Genomic DNA, 18,138 nt, shown 5'->3' on the forward strand with positions numbered 1-18,138 from the left:
ATGCCACGATTCACCGAGTTCGAGACGTACGACGTCCGCTTCCCCACGTCGCTGGACCTGGACGGCTCCGACGCGATGAACACCGATCCGGACTACTCCGCGGCGTACGTGATCCTGCGGACCGACGCCGGCGACGGGCTCGAGGGACACGGCTTCGCGTTCACGATCGGCCGGGGCAACGACGTCGAGACCGCGGCGATCGAGGCGCTCCGCGACCACGTCCTCGGGCTCGACCTGGACGCGACGCTGGACGATCTCGGCGGGTTCTGGAAGTCGCTCGTGCACGACTCGCAGCTGCGCTGGCTCGGCCCGGAGAAGGGCGTCATGCACATGGCGATCGGCGCGGTCGTCAACGCGGTCTGGGACCTGGCCGCCAAGCGGGCCGGCGTACCGCTGTGGAAGCTGCTGTCCGACCTCACCCCGGAGCAGATCGTCGACCTGGTCGACTTCCGCTACCTGACCGACGCGCTCACGCCGGACGAGGCGCTGGAGATCCTCCGGCAGGCGAAGCCCGGGCGTGCCGAGCGGGAGGCGGTACTGCGGGAGCGCGGTTACCCGGCGTACACGACGACTCCCGGCTGGCTCGGGTACGACGACGCGAAGCTGGTCCGGCTCTGTCACGAGGCGGTCGCCGACGGGTTCACCCAGATCAAGCTCAAGGTCGGCGCCGACCTGGACGACGACATCCGCCGGATGCAGCTCGCCCGCGAGGCGGTCGGACCGGACATCCGGATCGCGGTCGACGCCAACCAGCGCTGGGACGTCTCCGATGCGATCACCTGGGTGAAGGCACTGGCGCCGTACGACGTGTACTGGGTCGAGGAGCCGACCAGCCCGGACGACATCCTCGGGCACGCGGCGATCGCGCGGGCGATCGCGCCGATCAAGGTCGCGACCGGCGAGCACGTGCAGAACCGGGTGATCTTCAAGCAGCTGTTGCAGGCCGGGTCGCTCTCGGTGCTGCAGCTCGACTCGGCGCGCGTCGCCGGCGTGAACGAGAACGTCGCGAACCTGCTGCTGGCGGCCAAGTTCCGCGTACCGGTGTGTCCGCACGCGGGTGGTGTAGGACTGTGCGAGCTGGTCCAGCACCTGTCGATGTTCGACTACGTGGCGGTGAGCGGATCGATGCAGGACCGGGTGATCGAGTACGTCGACCACTTGCACGAGCACTTCCTGGACCCGGTCGTGATCCGGGACGGGCACTACGTGGCACCGGTGCGGCCCGGGTTCGGCGCTGAGATGGATGCCGAGACGCTGACCGACTTCCGGTTCCCGGGTGGCAAGATCTGGACTGACCTGGCAGAGGAGAAGAAGTGACGGATTTCGCCGGCCTACGGGCCGTGGTGACCGGTGGTGCCTCGGGGATCGGACTCGCGGCGGCGCAACTGCTCGCGGCGCGCGGTGCCCAGGTGGTCGTGTTCGATCTGAAGCCTGAGGTCGACGCGCCGCTGACCGGGATCGCCGCGGATGTCACCGACGACGGCTCGATCCGGGACGCGGTCGCTGCCGCGGCGCTGCAGCTCGGCGGGATCGACATCGTGGTGAACAACGCCGGGATCGGCGCCCAGGGCACGGTCGCCGCGAACGACGACGACGAGTGGCACCGGGTGTTCGACGTGAACGTGGTCGGCATCGCCCGCGTGACCCGGGCCGCGCTGCCGCATCTGCGCAAGTCGGAGGCGGCCGCGATCGTCAACACCTGCTCGATCGCCGCGACCGCGGGTCTGCCGAACCGCGCGCTGTACTCCGCCAGCAAGGGCGCTGTCCTCGCACTGACGATGGCGATGGCCGCGGACCACGTCCGCGAAGGGATCCGGGTCAACTGCGTGAACCCTGGTACGGCGGACACACCGTGGGTCGGCCGACTGCTCGATGCGGCAGCCGATCCGGAGGCTGAGCGCGCCGCACTCGAAGCGCGGCAGCCGATGGGCCGACTGGTGTCGGCCGACGAGGTCGCGAACGCGATCGCCTACCTGGCCAGCCCGCTGTCGGGTTCGACCACGGGTACGGCGCTGGCGGTCGACGGCGGCATGCAGAACCTGCGGCTCCCGGCGGCGCGCTGATGAAACTCTTCCCGGACGACCAGCGCGTCGGGCTCGGCGGTGCGCCGCTGGGCAACCTGCTCGGCGAGGTCAGCGACGTCGAAGCAATCGCCACTGTCAACGCGGCGTGGGACGAGGGCTGGCGGTACTTCGACACCGCGCCGCACTACGGTCTCGGACTGGCCGAGGAGCGACTCGGCGCCGGGCTGCGGGGCAAGCCGCGCGACGCGTACGTGCTGTCGAGCAAGGTCGGGCGAATCATCTACCACGCCGACGAGGCCGCGGTCGACGACGAGGGGTTCGCGGTCGACACCACGCGGCGGAGGCGGTGGGACTTCAGCCGGGACGGCGTACTCCGGAGCATCGAGGACTCGCTGCAGCGGATCGGGACGGATCGGCTCGACGTCGTGTTCGTGCACGACCCGGACGATCACTACGAGGAGGCGGTCGCCACCGCGTTCCCGACACTGATCGAGCTCCGCGAGCAGGGCGTGATCGGCGCGATCGGATCCGGGATGAACCAGTCGGCGATGCTGACCCGGTTCGTCCAAGAGGTCGACATCGACGTGATCATGCTCGCCGGCCGGTACTCGCTGATCGACCCGGACGGGCTCGACGACGTACTCCCGGCGTGCCTGGAGCACAACGTCCAGGTCGTTGCCGTCGGCATCTTCAACTCCGGCCTGCTGTCCCGGCCGCGCCCGACGGCCGGCGCCACCTTCAACTACGAGCCGGCTGCCCAGGCCCTCCTCGACAAGGCCAACAAACTCGCGGACCTCTGCGAGTCCCACAACACAACCCTCCCCGCGGCAGCCCTCGCATTCCCGCTGGCACACCCAGCCGTCGCGGGCATCGCAGTAGGCTGCCGCACCCCGGAAGAGGTCCACACAAACGCAGCACTAGCCCGCGCGCAGGTCCCTACAGCCCTCTGGTCAGACCTGAAGTCCGCCGGCCTACTCCGCGACGACGCACCAACCCCGTAGCCCGGGCGGCTCCTACTCTGTAGGAGTCGTGCGGGATGCCAGGTGTAGGGCGAGGCGTTCGTCCGGGTTGGTGAGGTCTACGCCTAGTAGGTGCTGGATCTTCTGGATGCGGGCGGCGGCGGTGTTGCGGTGGATGCCTAGGACTGCTGCGGTTTCGGCGACCGAGGACTCTGTGTCGAGGTAGACGGCCAGGGTGGTGACCAGGTCGCCGGGCTGGTCCTTGATGGGGGCGAGGAGGGCCTGGGCGGCGGGCTGGAACGTGTCGGTGCGCGTCCAGGCGAGCAGCAGTTGAGCCAGGCCCAGACGGTCGACGTGCAGGAAACGACCGGTCTCCGCACGTCCGCGAGCCAACCCGGCAGCGTCACCGGCTTCGGCCAGAGTGGTAGCGATTCCGCTTGGACCAGCCTGCACTCGACCGACGCCGACGTACGCGTCAACCGTCTGCACCAGCCGACGCTGCACCCGCCGGATCGCCGCCGCCTGCTCCTGCACCTCCGTCGACGTCGGCTCGCTCACTGCGGTGATCCACGCCGACCACCCGTCCCCCTGCTCCACCACAACCGCCTGCAGACCCTCTGCGTCGAACGCCTCCACCACATCGGTACGCCGACCCGCGACATCCACCTGTCCGTCAGCACCGATCCGGATGCCCGTGTGCCACCCGTCGAGCTGCCAGCCCAGATCCACCGCGCGCCGACGCGTAGCCTCCGACGGCTCACCATGCAGCAGTTCACCGAGCAACGACGTACGTTGGCGCGCATCCCGCTCCAACTCCAACCGCCGCAACGCCAACCGCTCCCCCACCGCCGGTGCGACCACACTCAGCACCTCGGGTACGGCGGCAACCTCAGCCGGCACCACCGCAGGCAAACGCGCCACCAACCAGCACACCGGCCCAACACCCAGCACAGCAACGGCAATCAGCACCGCACCGCCAGCCAGATCAACCCGGTACGGCGCAGCCCACCCAACCGGCACCCGAGGCAACGCAGCAACCAGCGCGGTCCGCTCCCCGGGCTCCAGCGGTTCCCCGTCCAGCGTGCCGCCGTCCGCGCCCGCAAGCGTCACCGGACGTTCCAGCACGCGGGCCGTCGTCCGCAGGACCGAGGCCAGATCACCGTTCGCCCGACGCAGCGCCGAGACCGCCCGGAGTACCAGATCAGACCGGACCATCTCCGGCTCGGCTGTGACCCGGCGCAGCTGCTCGTGTGCGGCCAGCGGATCCGGGCATCCCAGCACCGGCAACTGCAACCGCTCAGCCAGTAGCTGAGCCCCACGTCCCAACGGCTCCACACCAGCCAGCAACACCGCGCCCGCCCTGGCCGCCGACGCCCGGCTGATCAGGGCGTCGATCCGCCAGTCGGTGTGGTCAGTCGCCAGCAATACGACGAGCACCTGTCCGTCCATCGGCTCCGGATGCACAGAAGCCTCCAGCGCCACCACAGACCCGGTCAGCCGCCGCCCAGGATTCCCACCGCCGGCCAGCACCACCACGTCACGCCAGCCGGGGGACGTGAGCATGGCCGCCAGTGACGGAGCCAGCTCGGCCCGAGGCGTCACGATGCCTCCAGCAACTGCGGTTCGCACGCGAGCCCGAACGCCTGCGGTCCGACGTGGGTGATGCGGTCACTGCGCCGCCACCACGCCGGTCCGGGCAGTGCGAGGACCAGGACCTCGTCGCCGGTGCGGATGGCATCGACTGCGATGGGCTGCAAGGTACGGCGGTCCAGCAGGCACAGCAGATCCGGTGTGGTGACCGCAGGTGTGCCGTCGACCAGCGCGAGGAGGTATTCGTTCTCGGTCTCAATCCGGATGATCGCACGGCTACTGGAATCGACCACGCAGACGCTGCCGCGACCGAAGGCGGCGCCGCCGTCCGCGATCAGGTGCCGCGCGACCTGTTCGACCCGACCGCTCGCCAGTAGCCGTCCGCCGAGACCGTCGGCGATGTCAGACGGTGTCGCCCACGGCTCAAGCCCAGCGTGCGCTCGGCCCAACGCCAGCGCACGCGTCAGACTCCCCTGCACCGCGTCCGCCGCCGCATCCTCCACCGGAGTAGGCGCCAGAGCCAGCACCGCCCATCCACCGGTGTGGGCGACAAAGCTGCGTACTGCGCGCTCGAGACCGGCTGCGTCGACGTTGTCCACGACGATCACCTGACCGCTCGGCTCACTGAGCGCACAAGGTGTCAGCGAGCGGCCCGCCACCGCCCACGAGAACTGGTCCAGCCGCGGCAACGCCCGACCCATCAGGTCGGCATCCACCACCGGAAGCCCCAGATCCAACGCAGCGATCAACGGAGTCAGCCCGTTGAGCCCACCGGCCTCGAGCGGCATCAGCCCGGTCACGTCCGTGCCGGCCCACCGGCTGACCGCGCGCACTGCCGTGTCGAATTCACCGCCACTCGGCAGCTTCTCCATCAGCACACTGGTCGCCCCGACCACGCCGATAGGACTCACGAGCGCATCCGGTACGTCGGCTGCGTCCCGCAGTACCAGCTCGCCGTCGCCCAGCCGCCGGCGCAGCATGCGGCCGAACGACCCGGTGTCGCCGCCACCACCGGAGCCCAGCAAGGTGACGCCGACGACCAGCGCCTCCAGGTCCTGCTCCCGGACGACCGTCGTCATGGTGTCGATCCTGCCACTGTGCGGACCTGCCGCACTGACCAAACTCGCCAGACCGGCCGATCCGGCCGCTGCCTGAGCGTGCCGATCGCGGAAGTCGCGAGGTTGGTCAGTGGCGGACGTCCGCCTGGAATCTCGGCCCGCCGCGGAGGGGTCAGCACAGCGGGCCGAGAGTCATGGGGTGGTGACGAGGTCGCCGCGGCGCTCGACGGGACTGAACTCCACGTCGAGGCCGAAGCAGGCCGGTCCGAAGACGGCCAGGGCCTCCGGCGTGCGCATCAGGTCAGGCGTCGAGATGCCGACCACGGTGACCCGCTGGCCGTACCGCAAGCCCTCTGTGGTGATCGGCTCGGCAGTGTCCGCCTCCAGTACGCAGATCAGGTCCGGCACCGTGCACACCACCTCGCCGTCGACCTCCGCGACAAGGTTCTCGTTCTGGAAGCGCAGCTCGAGCTCCGACGTCCCGTCGTACCCGGTGAACCGCGCCCGGCCCCGGGCGAAGCCTTCGAGGGTACGGCGTTCCACGTCGACCACCTTGCCGCGAAACAGCACCCGCAGGTGGCTGTACAGCGTCGGCGCCAGCGCAGCCCGGACGGCCTCGACCGGATCCCGGTGTGCCGCCCGCGCCTCCCGGACCGCCCGCCCGATCGACAGTCCGAGCGACAGCGTGCGCGGTACGGCGGTGCGCTTCACCTCGGCGCCCGTCATCGAGTACTCCGCGATGTGCGCGACCCCGCCGAGCCGGATCGTGATCCCGCGCGCGAGCCACTCCATCTGCTTGTTGTCCGTGCCGGTGTCGATCACCACGGTCTCGTCGTGCTCCCCCGCGATCGCCATCGGCGACCCGGGTACGCCGTACACCGAGAACGTCTCCATCTGCAGCTCGGGGAACGCCCGGCCCATGCCGTCGGCGTCGACCACCGGCAGACCGGTGCGGGCGGCAACGAGTAGCGGGATCATCGAGTTGATGCCGCCGCACTCGATCGGCATCGTGGCGTCGGCGGTCCGGCCGAGGTGCTTCTCCAACGCGCGGAGGGCGCCGACCGGCTCGCTGCCGCGAGGGATCTTCTCCACGATCACGGTCGGCGCGCCCATCTGCGCGGTCGGGATGACGAACGCGTCGTCGTCCAGCTCGTCCGGGTCCAGGACCGTCACCGGCCCGTGTTCACGGATCGCCTGCTCGACCAGCAACCGCCCGATCAGCGGATCCCCACCACCACCGGTCCCGAGGATCGCCGCCCCACGGGCAAGATCCCGCAGGTGCTCGATATCCAACTTCCAGCTCATGCCCGTCCTCGCTTCGCTCCGGGCGGACATGAGGCACGAATCGCGCTGTGCTTTCTGATCCCCTCGCTCCGCTCGGTCATACGGTCTCCAAGGCCCGGATCGGGTCGAGGTCGTAGCCGAAGTACCGCGGGCCGACCAGCTCGATGCCTTCCGGGGAGTGCCAGCGTTCGTCGGCCGGCGCGGCGAGCACGCTGACCCGGTGCCCGTACCGCAGCGCCTCGGTGGTGATCGGCTCACCGGTCTCGGTGTCGAGCACGATGATCAGGTCCGGAGTAGTGGCGACTGCGGTCCCCTCGAGCTCCGCGACCAGGTGCTCGTTCTGGAACCGCAGCACCATCAGCTGACCGTGCGATGCGTCCAGGCCGTCGACAGTCGCATCACCGCGCGCGAAGCCGGTCGTCGTACGGCGCTGTACGTCGACGACCTTGCCGACATGCAGGAGCCGTCCGCCGAGCTCGTCGACCACGGCCCCGACCGGATCGGCGTGATCACGCTGCGCCTGCTCGATCGCCCGGCCGATCGTCACGCACTTGCTGAGCGTGCCGGCGACGAACGCACCCCGGATCTCGGCGCCGGTCATCGCGTACAGCGAGACGATCGCCGAGCAGCCCATGTCGATGGTCGCCGAGCGCGCCAGCCGTTCGGCCCACTCGTTGGTGACCGTGTCGAAGACGCCGCGGTTGCCCTTCTCGTCGACGATCGACATCGGGGTCGCCTCGATCCCGGCGAGCGTCGGCAGCACCATCTGCAACTCCGGGAACGCGCGGCCCATCCCGTCGCCGTCCACCAGCGGCAGTCCGAGCTGCGCGGCGGCGATCACCGGTACGGTCGAGTTGACCCCGCCGGCCTCGATACAGGCGAGGTGGGTCGGCGTCTTCCCGACGTACTTCGCCAGCGTCTGCACCGCGACCGAGATCTGGTCCGCGGACGGCAGCTTCTCCACCATCACCGTCGGCGCACCCATCATTGCCACCGGCAACACGCAGGCGTCGTCCGGAAGGTCGCCGACGGCAACGATCTCCACCGGCCCGTGCTCCCGGACCGCCTGCTGCGCGAGCAGCTTCCCGATATGCGGATCCCCACCGCCCCCGGTGCCCAGCACGGCGGCACCGCGAGCAAGGGACCCGAGGTCCTCAGCGCGCAACTTCATCGCCACCACTCCACCCCGGCTCGGAGGCCACCGGCTCCATACCAAACCGTTTGGTATGGAACTCCATCGCCGCCATACCAAACCGTTTGGTATGGCGGGATAGCGGCGCTCATGATGCCTCCCCGAGGCGCAGGTCGCCGACGGCCTTGCAGCGGATCCGGGTCGCGTTGCCGGGCAGGTACGGGATCGGGACCTCGTCGAAGTCGACAATCCGCACGGCCGCGGGATCGGCGCCGGCGGCGATCGCCCGGTCGACGGCCTCCTGCCGCGCCTCGTCCACCACCGCGTCCCGGCGGCCCGGGTCGATCGCGTACACCCGGTCGACCTCGCCCCCGACCTGCGCGATCGCCGCGCCGATCGCGTTCGCGACCGCGAAGTGATCCGGCCGATGTACGGCGAGACTGCCGGGCAGATCGTCCGGCAGCAGGATCGAACCACCGCCGACGGCCACCACCGGCAGCGGGTCAGGCGACGTACGCATCCGCTCCACCGCGTCCGCGATGTCGGCCGCCACCCGCGCCAGAGCCGACTTCACCAGCGTCGGATCCAGGTCCGCGACCGCGGCGACGTCACCGACCTCGGCCCGGCCGGCCGCGACTGCGATGTCGGTTGCCGTCAGCGTCTTACCGCCGAAGACCAGCGCCTCCTCGGTCAACCGGTAGCCGACCGACCGCGGCCCGACCGTCACCTGATCCGTCGCGGAGTCACCGCCCTCGGCCACCAAACTGCCGCCGCCGATCCCGATGCTGAGCACATCGGGCATCCGGAAGTTCGTCCGCACCCCGGCGACGTCGACCTCGGTGGTCGCCTCACGCGGGAAACCATGCGTGAGTACACCGACGTCGCTCGTCGTACCGCCGACGTCGACCACAGCGCAGGTATCGAGCCCGGACAGCAGCGCGGCGCCGCGCATCGAGTTCGTCGGTCCGGACGCGAACGTGGCGACCGGGTACCGGCGGGCGAAGTCGACGTCCATCAAGGTGCCGTCGTTCTGGCTCAGGTACAGCGGTGCGGAGATGCCGTGACCGGCGACCGCACCCGACAGCCCGTCGACGATGCTGGCGGCCAGCTCGCGGAGCGCGGCGTTGATGATGGTGGCGTTCTCCCGCTCCAGCAGGCCGATCCGGCCGATCTCGTGCGACAGCGAGATCGCCACGTCGTCGCCGAGCTCTGAGCGCAGGATCTCGGCCGCGCGCAGTTCGAACTCGTTGCTCACCGGCGAGAAGACCGACGAGATCGCGACCGACCGTACGCCGTGCTTCACCATGTCGCCCGCGTGCCGGCGCAGCTCGTCCTCGTCCAGCTCGGCGATGTGCCGGCCGTCGAACTCGTGCCCGCCGTGCGCCAGGTAGCTCCGCCCGCTGATCGCCTCGACCAGCCGCTCGGGCCAGTCGACCAGCGGCGGCAGGGAGGCCGTCGCAGGCAGGCCCAGCCGAAGCGCCGCAGTCGGGGCGAGCCGACGAGCCTCGACAAGTGCGTTGATGAAGTGCGTGGTGCCGATCATCACAGCCTGGACCTGTGCCGGGTCGAAGGATCGCTCCGCCTGCAGCCGGTCCAGCGTGTCGATGATGCCGGCTGTCACGTCTGCACTGGTCGCCGACTTGTTGGCGGCGAGCACGCTGACGTCCCCGCCGGCGCCGTCGAGCAGCACGGCGTCGGTGTTGGTGCCACCGACATCGATGCCGATACGCATTCAGATCCTCCCGGGTTGGGCTACTACGCCGATCTCGGTCGGCGTGCTGTCCATGGTGCGGCTGGTCCCGACGCCGCGGATCAGGCCGAGCCTGCCCGCCACGACGTACGCCAGGAAGCCGACGACGAGTGAGTTGATGCTGGGCAGTCCCCAGCCGACGTACTTGCCGATCAGTGCGGCGCCGACCCAGATCACGATCGTCGCCGGCACCCAGGTCGGCGCGGTCGCGGGCAGCGTGCCCGCGGCTCTGGTCGCGTCCAGGTCGGGGCGCCAGCGCTTCACCACGAAGTACTCCGCGACCATGATCCCGGCGATCGGCGGGAACGCGACGCCGAGCACGGTCAGGAACTCGGTGAACTTGTCCAGGATCCCGCCGGCCGCGAGCACGCTGCCGAGGACGCCGACGACCAGCGTCACCACGGCGCGGTTGACGTGCCGGCCGAAGACGGTGCCGATGAAGTTCACGATGCCGAGGCCGGAGCTGTAGAGGTTCCAGTCGTTGATCTTGATAGTGCCGAGGATGATCACCAGCGTGCCGACCCAGCCGACCGACGAGGTGACGATCGTGATCACGTTCGCCGAACCGACCGCGTGGGCGAGCAGTACGCCGACCAGCCCGATCACGTACTCGCCGAGCGTGATGCCGAGGACGGTCTGCTTGACGACGTCGCCGACGCTGCGGTTGAAGCGGGTCATGTCCGGCGTGATCACCGCGCCGACGATGAATCCGCCCGCGACCAGCGTCGTACCCTCGAGCAGGCTGAGGTGCGGGCCCGGCGGCGCGGCGTTGACGAGCGAGCCGAGGCTGTGGTCGGACAGTTCGCTGATGATCGACCAGCCGACCAGGACCAGGAAGGCCGGGACGGTCACGTACGCGACCCAGGCCATCGAATGGAAGCCGCGCAGTACGACGAGCGTCACCGCGAGACCGAAGACGAGCGACCAGCCCCAGGTCGGGAGTACGCCGATCAGCTGGCTGAGACCGGCCGCGGACACCGCGGACTGGATCCCGAACCATCCGATCAGGCTGATCCCGATCGCGAGCCCGATCAGCGACGAGCCCGCCTGACCGAACCCGGTCCAGCGCGCGATCACCGACGTCTGCAGGCCTTCCTTGGCGCCGATGACGCCGATCAGGATCGCGACGAGTTCGAGGATCACCGCGCCGAGCGTGAGCGCCCAGAACGCGGTCCAGAAGCTCATCCCGAACCCGAGCGTCGCACCGAGCAGGAACTGACTGAGCGCCGAGATCTGCCCGAACCGCTGCGTCGCGACAGACCACCAGGAGTACCGCGCCTGCTCCGGGACACGGGCAAGCGCGTAGTCGTCCGTACCAACAGATGTACCGGCCATCGAAACCTCCAGCCCTGGGATTTCATCGAAAGTACGACTGATGGCAGGCGGTCTCACCGTCCAGTGTGCACACTCGACAGCCGGTGACTGTGCAACCGGCCCAGCTCGCTACCCTTGTCACGATGCCCGGTCGCACACACGGACGCGGAGCGCGACTGCTCCGCCTACTCGGCGTACTCACCGTAGTCGCCGGGGTGTTCGCGATGCACGGGCTGACTTCCCACCACGAAGCCGCGATGGCCGAGCCCCACGCGCAGATGGTGATGGAGCACGCCCAGCCGGCCGGAGTGCACGTAGCCCCGGCCGACGAGATGCACGACATGGGCAGCGCCTGCCTGGCAGTGCTGACCGGGCTCGTCCTGCTGCTGGCGTTGCTGCTGGGGCTTCGTAGCCTGCTGGTGTGGCGAGCAGTGGCGCTGCCGTCGGCGCTCGAGCGGGCGGCAGCAGGTGAGCGGTCTCCTCCGCCGGTGGATGTCTCGTTGTTGGGTGTACTGCGGATATAGGCCGACGTGCGCCTGTTTCGCCGTACCCGATTTCGACACCCACCCAAGGATTGTGATGACGCACGTCTACCGTACGACCGCGGCCTCGGCCGCTCTTCTTGTTGCCGTGTTCGGCGTGACCGGCTGCGGCGCGGACAGCCCGAGTTCGTCGCCTTCGACCTCGGCAGCCGCCGCGTTCGACGACGCGGACGCCACGTTCGCGAGCCAGATGATCCCGCACCACCAGCAGGCCGTCGAGATGGCCGACCTGGCGTTGCGGAAGGCAACGACCGCGGAGGTGAAGAACCTGGCGACCGCGATCAAGGCCGCCCAGGACCCGGAGATCAAGCAGCTGTCCGGATGGCTGACCGCGTGGGGCAGGCCGGTCCCGACGCCCGGTGAGCACAACGGTCACGGCATGGCGGGCATGATGGGCGCCGACGAGCTGGCCGAGCTGTCCAGGGCGTCCGGCGCGATGTTCGACCGGATGTGGACGCAGATGATGATCAAGCATCACCAAGGCGCGGTCGCGATGGCGAAGACCGAGCAGACCACCGGCAAGGACCCTGCCGCCATCGCCCTGGCCAAGAAGATCGAGACCACCCAGACCGCCGAGATCGCGACCATGCAACGGCTGCTCGGCAGCTGAAACCGTCCTGAGGACAGGAGGTGTCGGCCCGCGGTGACGCTCGGCACGCTGGAGACCGGCTACCGAGCGCTCTCCACAGCGACTACCTCCTGTCCTTAGGCGCTGCTGGCCGGCTGCCAGTGGACGGTGAGTCCGTCGCGGCGACCGATTTGCTCGATGCGCTCTGCGACGCGGGAACTGAGTTGGGTGAGCAGGCTCGCGTCGGCGGACTCGACGCGGAGGGTCAGGCCGGCCGGGTCGGCGCGGAGGGACCAGGTCGCGCCGCCGAGGTCGACGACCAACTGGCCCGGTTCGCTCGCCAGCACCTTCATCCCACCCGGCTCGTGCCCGAAATGACTACTCAACTGCTCTACGTACCGCGCCGCCCGCGCGGTCTCGGCGTACCCCTCGACAACCGGCATCCCGATCTCCTTTTTCAATACATAGTGTCTCGAATACTAACAATATGTCCAGGTAGGATCAGCGCGTGCCGAAGTTGTGGGACGACAGCATCGCGACGCATCGCGAGGCCGTGCGGGCGGCGACACTCGATGCGGCCGCCGCGGTGGTTGCCGAGCGTGGGCTGACCGGGGTGACGATGGCCGAGGTCGCGAAGCGGGCCGGGGTCGGGCGGGCGACGCTCTACAAGTACTTTCCCGACGTCGAGTCGATCGTGACGGCGTGGCATGAGCGGCAGGTCGGCGGCCATCTGCAGTTGCTCCGCCGGATCTGGACGGACACCGGGCGGCTCGAGGCGGTGCTGGAGGCGTATGCGTTCATCTGCCACGAGCATCCGTCGTCGGAGCCGGCCGCCTCGCTGCACCGGTCGGAGCATGTCGTGCGAGCCCAGGAGCACCTCGTCGAATTCCTGGCCGACTTGATGACCGACGTACGCGATGACGTTCCGCCGAAGGAGTTGGCGACGTACTGCGTGCATGCGCTCGGCGCGGCAGGCGCCGTACCGTCGAAGGCCGCGGTACGGCGCCTGGTGGCGGTCGTGCTGACCGGACTACGCGGCGAGGCGGGAGGGTGAGAGGTCGAGGCGGCGCAGGAGCTGGGCGTTGAGGGCAACGACGATCGTGGAGATCGACATCAGCAGCGCACCGACCGCCGGGGAGACGACGATGCCTGCGAAGGCGAGTACGCCGGCGGCGAGCGGGACTGTGATGACGTTGTAGCCGGTCGCCCAGATCAGGTTCTGCCACATCTTGCGGTAGCTGGCCTTGGACAGTTCGATCACCGAGAGGACGGCGCGCGGGTCGTCGGCGGCGAGCACGACACCGGCCGACTCGATCGCGACGTCGGTGCCGGCGCCGATCGCGATACCGACCTCGGCGCGCGCCAGGGCCGGTGCGTCGTTCACCCCGTCACCGACCATCGCGACCTTCAACCCACGGGCCTGCAGCTCGGCGACCTTCGCGTCCTTGTCCTGCGGCAGCACCTCCGCGAACACCTCGTCGATCCCCAGCTCGCGCGCCACCGCGTCGGCAACCTGATGCGCGTCCCCGGTGATCATCGCCACCTTCACCCCACGCCGATGCAGAGCATCCACGGCCTGCCGAGACTCTTCCCGCACCTCATCCTCGAGCGCAACAGCCCCCATCACCTGCCCGTCCCGCACCACATGCAGGACGGCAGCCCCGCGCTCCTTCCACCCGGCAACCTCCCCCGCCAGCTCATCCGGCTCGACCAGCCCGCTCTCACGCAGGTACGCCGGCCCACCGACAGCAACCTCGGCCCCATCAACAACTGCCTGCACTCCCCGCCCGGTCAACGACCGAAACTCAGAAGCAACAAGCGGCCCGTTGCCCTTAGCAACCGACCCACCGTCCGCAGCTCCGTCGGCAACCCGCACGCCGGTCGCTTGCGCGGCGTGAGCGCGGACGATCGCCTTGGCCAGTGGGTGTTCGCTGTCGGCTTCTACCGCGGCGGCCAGCTCCAGCAATTCGTCGTGTGAGACGGGGCCGACGGTGGCGACTCCGGTGACGGCCGGTTCGCCCTTGGTCAGGGTGCCGGTCTTGTCGAACAGGACGGCGTCGATGGTCCGCATCCGCTCCAACGCCAGGCGGTTCTTCACGAGTACGCCGGCCTTCGCGGCGCGTTCCGTGGAGATCGCGATCACGAGCGGGATAGCGAGCCCGAGCGCGTGCGGGCAGGCGATCACCAGCACGGTCACCGTCCGCGTCACCGCCTCGTCGACCTTGCCGAGCAACGCCCACACCACGAACGTGATCAGCCCGGCGATCGACGCGAAGTAGAACAAGAACGCGGCCGCCCGATCGGCCAATGCCTGCGCGCGCGACGACGACGCCTGCGCCTCGGCCACCAGCCGCTGGATCCCGGCCAGCGCGGTATCGTCGCCGACCGCCGTGATCTCGACCCGCAGAGCGTTGTCCGTGGCAACAGTTCCCGCCACCACCGCGTCGCCGACCGCCCGCGACACCGGCCTCGACTCCCCGGTGATCATCGACTCGTCGACCTCGGCCTGCCCGTCGACCACCGTCCCGTCCGCCGGCACCCGGCCTCCGGACCGCACGAGTACGACGTCCCCCGCCTGCAACTCGTGCAGCGGCACCTCGACGACACCGTCGCCGGTCACCTTCTCCGCCGTATCCGGCAGCAGCGCCGCCAGCGCATCGAGCGCACCCGATGCAGCGCCGAGCGCCCGCATCTCCAGCCAGTGCCCGAGCAGCATGATCACGATCAGCAGCGCGAGCTCCCACCAGAAGTCCAGGTCGAACCCGCCGAGCTTCAACGTCGTCACCCACGAGGCGACGAACGCCACCGTGATCGCCATCGAGATCAGCAGCATCATCCCGGGACGCCGAGACTTCAGCTCGCTCCAACCACCGGTCAGGAACGGCTGCCCGCCGTACACGAAGATCGCCGTCCCGAGCACCGGCGCGATCAGCCCCGAGCCGGGGAAGTCCGGCCGCGTGTACCCCAGCAGGTCCGCGAACATCGCACTGAAGAACACCACCGGCACGGCCAGCCCCAGACTCACCCAGAACCGGTCCTTGAACTGCGCCGCATGATCCCCGTGCCCGCCATGCCCGTCGTGACCGCTGTGCCCGTCGTGCCCGGCATGCCCGGCATGCCCACCGTGATCCATCTGCCCGTGCTCGTCCATGCCCGAGAAGATACCCCTAGGGGGTATCAAGAATCAAGGCGTGCCAGGCACGGCCAGCCCCGACTCGTACGCGTACATCACCAACTGCGCCCGATCCCGGCAGCCGAGCTTGGTGAGCAGATGACTCACATGCGTCTTGACCGTGCCGTACCCGAGATGCAGCCGCGCCGCGATCTCCTGGTTCGACAGCCCCTGCGCCACCGCGCGCAACACGTCCCGCTCGCGATCGGTCAACCCGTCGTCGACCGTCCCCGGCCGAGCGTCCGGAAGCGCCGCGAACCGTTCGATCAACCGGCGCGTGATCCGCGGATGCAGCAGCGCCTCCCCCGCCGCAACCACCTCGATCGCCTCGAGCAGTTGCGCCGGCCGCGTCTCCTTGAGCAGGAACCCGCTGGCACCGGACCGCAACGCCTCCAGCACGAGGTCGTCGTCGTCAAAGGTCGTCAACACCACGACCTTCGTCTGCTGACACGCCGGATCGGCAAGTATCGTGCGACTCGCCGACAGGCCGTCGAGGTGCGGCATCCGCACGTCCATCAGGACGATGTCCGGCGACGTACGCCGACACAGCGCGATCGCCTCGAGCCCGTCGCGCGCCTCCCCCACCACCTCGATCTCCCCGGCCGACCGCAGCAGCAACACGAACCCGGCCCGGACCAGATCCTGGTCGTCGACGACCGCGACCCGGATCACCGGCGGACTCCGACCGGCAACGTGGCGTGAACGCGAAAACCCGCACCCTGAGCGCCGTACTCCGCGCGACCGCCGACCAGCCGCACCCGTTCGTCGAGCCCGATCAACCCATGCCCCGAACCCGTCGTCGAGGCCCGCGACGGCCCCGGATCGGTGACCTCCAGCTCGATCGTCGTACCGGCGACCGCCACCGTCACCGTCGCGGTCGTCGCGGCGGAGTGCTTGATCACGTTGGTCAGCGACTCCTGCACGATCCGGTACGCCGCCAGCGAGATCGCGGCGTCGAGACCGGGCGCCGTACCCGACTGTTCCAGCGTGACGTCGAGCCCGGCGGCCCGGATGTCCTCGACCAACTCGGCGACGTCGTCGAGCCCGCGGGCCGGCGGCCGGGTTCCGTCCTCGTTCTCCGCGCGCAACATGCCCAGCATCGATCGGGTCTGCTCGAGGGCCCGGCGACTGGTCTCGGCGATCACCTCGAGCGAATGCTCGGCGGCGACCGTGTCACTGCGGATCAGATGGGCGCCGACACCGGCCTGTACGGCGATCAGCGACATGCTGTGCGCGACCACGTCGTGCAACTCACGCGCGATCCGCAACCGCTCCTCGGTGACCGCGGCCAGCAACTGATCCTGCTGCTGCCTGCGCCGCGACCGGATCGCGTCGCCGACCGCCCACGCGGCCACCAGGAGCGCGACGGCCTCCAGCAGGTCCGATGTCGCAAGGTCGGGTACGTCGAGCAGCGCCAATCCCCCGAAGACCGCCACTCCCACGCCCAGCCCGACCAACCCGTCCCGGCGCCGGCCGTGCGCAGCGAGCGAGTACAGACTGAACAGCATCAGCACCGACAACAAACCGATGTAGTGCCCGGACAGGCTCACCACCAGTCCGCCGATCACCATCACGGCGTACGACGCCACCGGCCGGCTCCGCCGCCAGGCCAACCCGCCGGCGGCCACCACCGTGGCGATCGCCGCGACGACGTCCGGATCCTTCAGCCGCGGATCGATCGAAGCCGGGTCGGTCGTGAGCAGCGAGGCGAGCGCTGCCGCCGCGGCGACGATCCCGAGGACAGGGTCGAAGTACGGCGACAAACGCTGCGACGCGACGATCCACCAACTCTGCCGACCCAGGGCCGGCCCAACCTGCCCCCTCATATCCGGAGACTACGCGTGCAGGGCCGGAACGGGCTGCTGTTCAACAGACTCGCGATCAACAACCGGAGTACGCCAGACCCGCGCCCACCGCAGCAACACCACGGCCACCACGACACAGGCCCCGAGGGTGGCGAACCCGGTCTCACCGGCGACGTACGCAAGGCTCGACCCGGAGGTCGCGACCACGGCCGAGGCGCCGAGATCGAACACGGTGTTGGCCACGTTGTGGGCGATCGCGACCGGCCAGACGCTGTTCGACCGGTCCCGGAGCCACGCGTAGAGCACGCCGGCCGCCGTGATCGTGAGCACCGCGGCGGGGGCGACGATCCAGCGCGCACCGCCGGTGTCGTACGTCGTCGCGATCAGGATCAGCGGCAGGTGGAACAGCCCGTGGGCGAACCCGGTGGCCACCGCAGCACGCCGGCGACCGGTCAGCTGCTGGAAGCGTGGCAGCAGGTAGCCGCGCCAGCCGATCTCCTCGCCGAGAATGATCACGGTCGGGACCACCAAGGCGATCGCGACGTTGATCACCCAGCCCGGCACGGTCGCGGCCGAGATCTCACCCAGGTGCAACCGCCCGGCGCCGATCAGCAGCGCGGTCCCGTAGGCGCCGCCGCACAACAGCAGCGGTACGACGATCGCGGCCGGCCAGGACCGGAAACCGGCCCGGTTCAGCCCGATCTCCCGCCACAGCCGGCGGCGGCTGCCGCGCGGCGTGATCGTGAAGGTCAGGATGCCGACCGCCACCGTCGGCACCATGACGCTCAGCAGCAGGTTGATCTGTGCGTGCGGCAGGGCGAACGCGATCAGCAGGGCGAGCAGGTACGTGATCGCCAAGTAGGCAACGATGTCGCGGAGGGGTCTCTGGAGCGTTTTCATGCCTCCACGGTGCGGGTGGAGGCACGAGTACCGCGTCTGC

At 69.5% G+C, this 18,138-nt stretch carries 17 protein-coding genes; 6 read left to right on the forward strand and 11 right to left on the reverse strand.

Going from position 1 to position 18,138, the window contains the following annotated elements:
* The 3 genes from OHA10_RS00565 to OHA10_RS00575 are packed head-to-tail and all read left to right on the forward strand — an operon-like array spanning position 1 to position 3,025.
* Positions 1-1,317 (forward strand): enolase C-terminal domain-like protein, encoded by a 1,317-nt coding sequence (locus tag OHA10_RS00565; protein ID WP_371404170.1) that lies wholly within the window; start codon positions 1-3, stop codon positions 1,315-1,317.
* On the forward strand, positions 1,314-2,063 hold the full coding sequence (locus tag OHA10_RS00570) for an SDR family NAD(P)-dependent oxidoreductase (protein WP_371404171.1): 750 nt from the start codon (positions 1,314-1,316) through the stop codon (positions 2,061-2,063). The genes OHA10_RS00565 and OHA10_RS00570 overlap by 4 nt, the downstream gene beginning before the upstream one ends.
* A complete protein-coding gene (locus OHA10_RS00575; RefSeq protein WP_371404172.1) occupies positions 2,063-3,025 on the forward strand; it encodes an aldo/keto reductase in 963 nt (320 codons plus the stop codon). Before OHA10_RS00570 ends, OHA10_RS00575 begins: the two co-directional genes overlap by 1 nt.
* Positions 3,026-3,037: 12 nt before the next feature.
* On the opposite strand, the gene OHA10_RS00580 is transcribed toward OHA10_RS00575, so the two are convergent.
* The 6 genes from OHA10_RS00580 to OHA10_RS00605 form a co-directional block, all read right to left on the reverse strand.
* A complete protein-coding gene (locus OHA10_RS00580) occupies positions 3,038-4,585 on the reverse strand; it encodes a PucR family transcriptional regulator (RefSeq protein ID WP_371404173.1) in 1,548 nt (515 codons plus the stop codon).
* The gene (locus tag OHA10_RS00585; protein ID WP_371404174.1) at positions 4,582-5,652 is read right to left on the reverse strand and encodes a DUF917 domain-containing protein; all 1,071 of its coding nucleotides are present in this window, start codon (positions 5,650-5,652) and stop codon (positions 4,582-4,584) included. Before OHA10_RS00585 ends, OHA10_RS00580 begins: the two co-directional genes overlap by 4 nt.
* Before the next feature lie 171 nt (positions 5,653-5,823).
* The gene (locus OHA10_RS00590; RefSeq protein ID WP_371404175.1) at positions 5,824-6,936 is read right to left on the reverse strand and encodes a DUF917 domain-containing protein; all 1,113 of its coding nucleotides are present in this window, start codon (positions 6,934-6,936) and stop codon (positions 5,824-5,826) included.
* A gap of 76 nt (positions 6,937-7,012) precedes the next feature.
* Positions 7,013-8,086 (reverse strand): DUF917 domain-containing protein, encoded by a 1,074-nt coding sequence (locus tag OHA10_RS00595; protein ID WP_371404176.1) that lies wholly within the window; start codon positions 8,084-8,086, stop codon positions 7,013-7,015.
* A 109-nt stretch (positions 8,087-8,195) separates the two neighbouring features.
* Positions 8,196-9,779, reverse strand: a complete 1,584-nt coding sequence (locus tag OHA10_RS00600) for a hydantoinase/oxoprolinase N-terminal domain-containing protein (protein ID WP_371404177.1) — start codon at positions 9,777-9,779, stop codon at positions 8,196-8,198.
* Complete coding sequence (locus OHA10_RS00605; protein WP_371404178.1) at positions 9,780-11,132, reverse strand: cytosine permease; 1,353 nt, start codon at positions 11,130-11,132, stop codon at positions 9,780-9,782.
* Between the two features lie 122 nt (positions 11,133-11,254).
* On the opposite strand from OHA10_RS00605, the gene OHA10_RS00610 reads away from it, so the two are divergent.
* Positions 11,255-11,635, forward strand: coding sequence for a DUF6153 family protein (locus OHA10_RS00610; RefSeq protein ID WP_371404179.1), 381 nt, complete (start codon positions 11,255-11,257; stop codon positions 11,633-11,635).
* A 55-nt stretch (positions 11,636-11,690) separates the two neighbouring features.
* Positions 11,691-12,263: a DUF305 domain-containing protein gene (locus OHA10_RS00615; protein ID WP_371404180.1), complete on the forward strand. Its 573-nt coding sequence runs from the start codon at positions 11,691-11,693 to the stop codon at positions 12,261-12,263.
* Between the two features lie 95 nt (positions 12,264-12,358).
* Here the strand turns inward: OHA10_RS00615 and OHA10_RS00620 are convergent, their stop codons facing one another.
* A complete protein-coding gene (locus OHA10_RS00620; RefSeq protein WP_371404181.1) occupies positions 12,359-12,664 on the reverse strand; it encodes a DUF2218 domain-containing protein in 306 nt (101 codons plus the stop codon).
* Positions 12,665-12,729: 65 nt separating this feature from the next.
* Here OHA10_RS00620 and OHA10_RS00625 point away from each other — a divergent pair, with 65 nt between their 5' ends.
* A complete protein-coding gene (locus OHA10_RS00625) occupies positions 12,730-13,275 on the forward strand; it encodes a TetR/AcrR family transcriptional regulator (RefSeq protein WP_371404182.1) in 546 nt (181 codons plus the stop codon).
* On the opposite strand, the gene OHA10_RS00630 is transcribed toward OHA10_RS00625, so the two are convergent.
* From OHA10_RS00630 to OHA10_RS00645, 4 genes are read right to left on the reverse strand one after another with little or no spacing between them, the layout of a single operon-like run.
* On the reverse strand, positions 13,252-15,372 hold the full coding sequence (locus tag OHA10_RS00630; RefSeq protein ID WP_371404183.1) for a heavy metal translocating P-type ATPase: 2,121 nt from the start codon (positions 15,370-15,372) through the stop codon (positions 13,252-13,254). The genes OHA10_RS00625 and OHA10_RS00630 overlap by 24 nt on opposite strands.
* A gap of 33 nt (positions 15,373-15,405) precedes the next feature.
* Entirely contained in the window at positions 15,406-16,065 is a 660-nt protein-coding gene (locus tag OHA10_RS00635; protein ID WP_371404184.1) for a response regulator, read from the reverse strand.
* On the reverse strand, positions 16,062-17,219 hold the full coding sequence (locus tag OHA10_RS00640; protein WP_371404185.1) for a sensor histidine kinase: 1,158 nt from the start codon (positions 17,217-17,219) through the stop codon (positions 16,062-16,064). The genes OHA10_RS00635 and OHA10_RS00640 overlap by 4 nt, the downstream gene beginning before the upstream one ends.
* A 9-nt stretch (positions 17,220-17,228) precedes the next feature.
* Complete coding sequence (locus tag OHA10_RS00645) at positions 17,229-18,098, reverse strand: CPBP family intramembrane glutamic endopeptidase (protein ID WP_371404186.1); 870 nt, start codon at positions 18,096-18,098, stop codon at positions 17,229-17,231.
* Between the last annotated feature and the right edge of the window lie 40 nt (positions 18,099-18,138).

Source organism: Kribbella sp. NBC_00662 (assembly GCF_041430295.1).
GTDB lineage: Bacteria > Actinomycetota > Actinomycetes > Propionibacteriales > Kribbellaceae > Kribbella.

Coding starts and splice junctions, on each gene's coding strand:
- OHA10_RS00565 (WP_371404170.1), top strand. CDS start 1: ATGCCACGATTCACCGAGTTCGAGACGTACGACGTCCGCTTCCCCACG.
- OHA10_RS00575 (WP_371404172.1), top strand. CDS start 2,063: ATGAAACTCTTCCCGGACGACCAGCGCGTCGGGCTCGGCGGTGCGCCG.
- OHA10_RS00585 (WP_371404174.1), bottom strand. CDS start 5,652: ATGACGACGGTCGTCCGGGAGCAGGACCTGGAGGCGCTGGTCGTCGGC.
- OHA10_RS00590 (WP_371404175.1), bottom strand. CDS start 6,936: ATGAGCTGGAAGTTGGATATCGAGCACCTGCGGGATCTTGCCCGTGGG.
- OHA10_RS00595 (WP_371404176.1), bottom strand. CDS start 8,086: ATGAAGTTGCGCGCTGAGGACCTCGGGTCCCTTGCTCGCGGTGCCGCC.
- OHA10_RS00600 (WP_371404177.1), bottom strand. CDS start 9,779: ATGCGTATCGGCATCGATGTCGGTGGCACCAACACCGACGCCGTGCTG.
- OHA10_RS00605 (WP_371404178.1), bottom strand. CDS start 11,132: ATGGCCGGTACATCTGTTGGTACGGACGACTACGCGCTTGCCCGTGTC.
- OHA10_RS00610 (WP_371404179.1), top strand. CDS start 11,255: ATGCCCGGTCGCACACACGGACGCGGAGCGCGACTGCTCCGCCTACTC.
- OHA10_RS00615 (WP_371404180.1), top strand. CDS start 11,691: ATGACGCACGTCTACCGTACGACCGCGGCCTCGGCCGCTCTTCTTGTT.
- OHA10_RS00620 (WP_371404181.1), bottom strand. CDS start 12,664: ATGCCGGTTGTCGAGGGGTACGCCGAGACCGCGCGGGCGGCGCGGTAC.
- OHA10_RS00630 (WP_371404183.1), bottom strand. CDS start 15,372: ATGGACGAGCACGGGCAGATGGATCACGGTGGGCATGCCGGGCATGCC.
- OHA10_RS00640 (WP_371404185.1), bottom strand. CDS start 17,219: ATGAGGGGGCAGGTTGGGCCGGCCCTGGGTCGGCAGAGTTGGTGGATC.
- OHA10_RS00645 (WP_371404186.1), bottom strand. CDS start 18,098: ATGAAAACGCTCCAGAGACCCCTCCGCGACATCGTTGCCTACTTGGCG.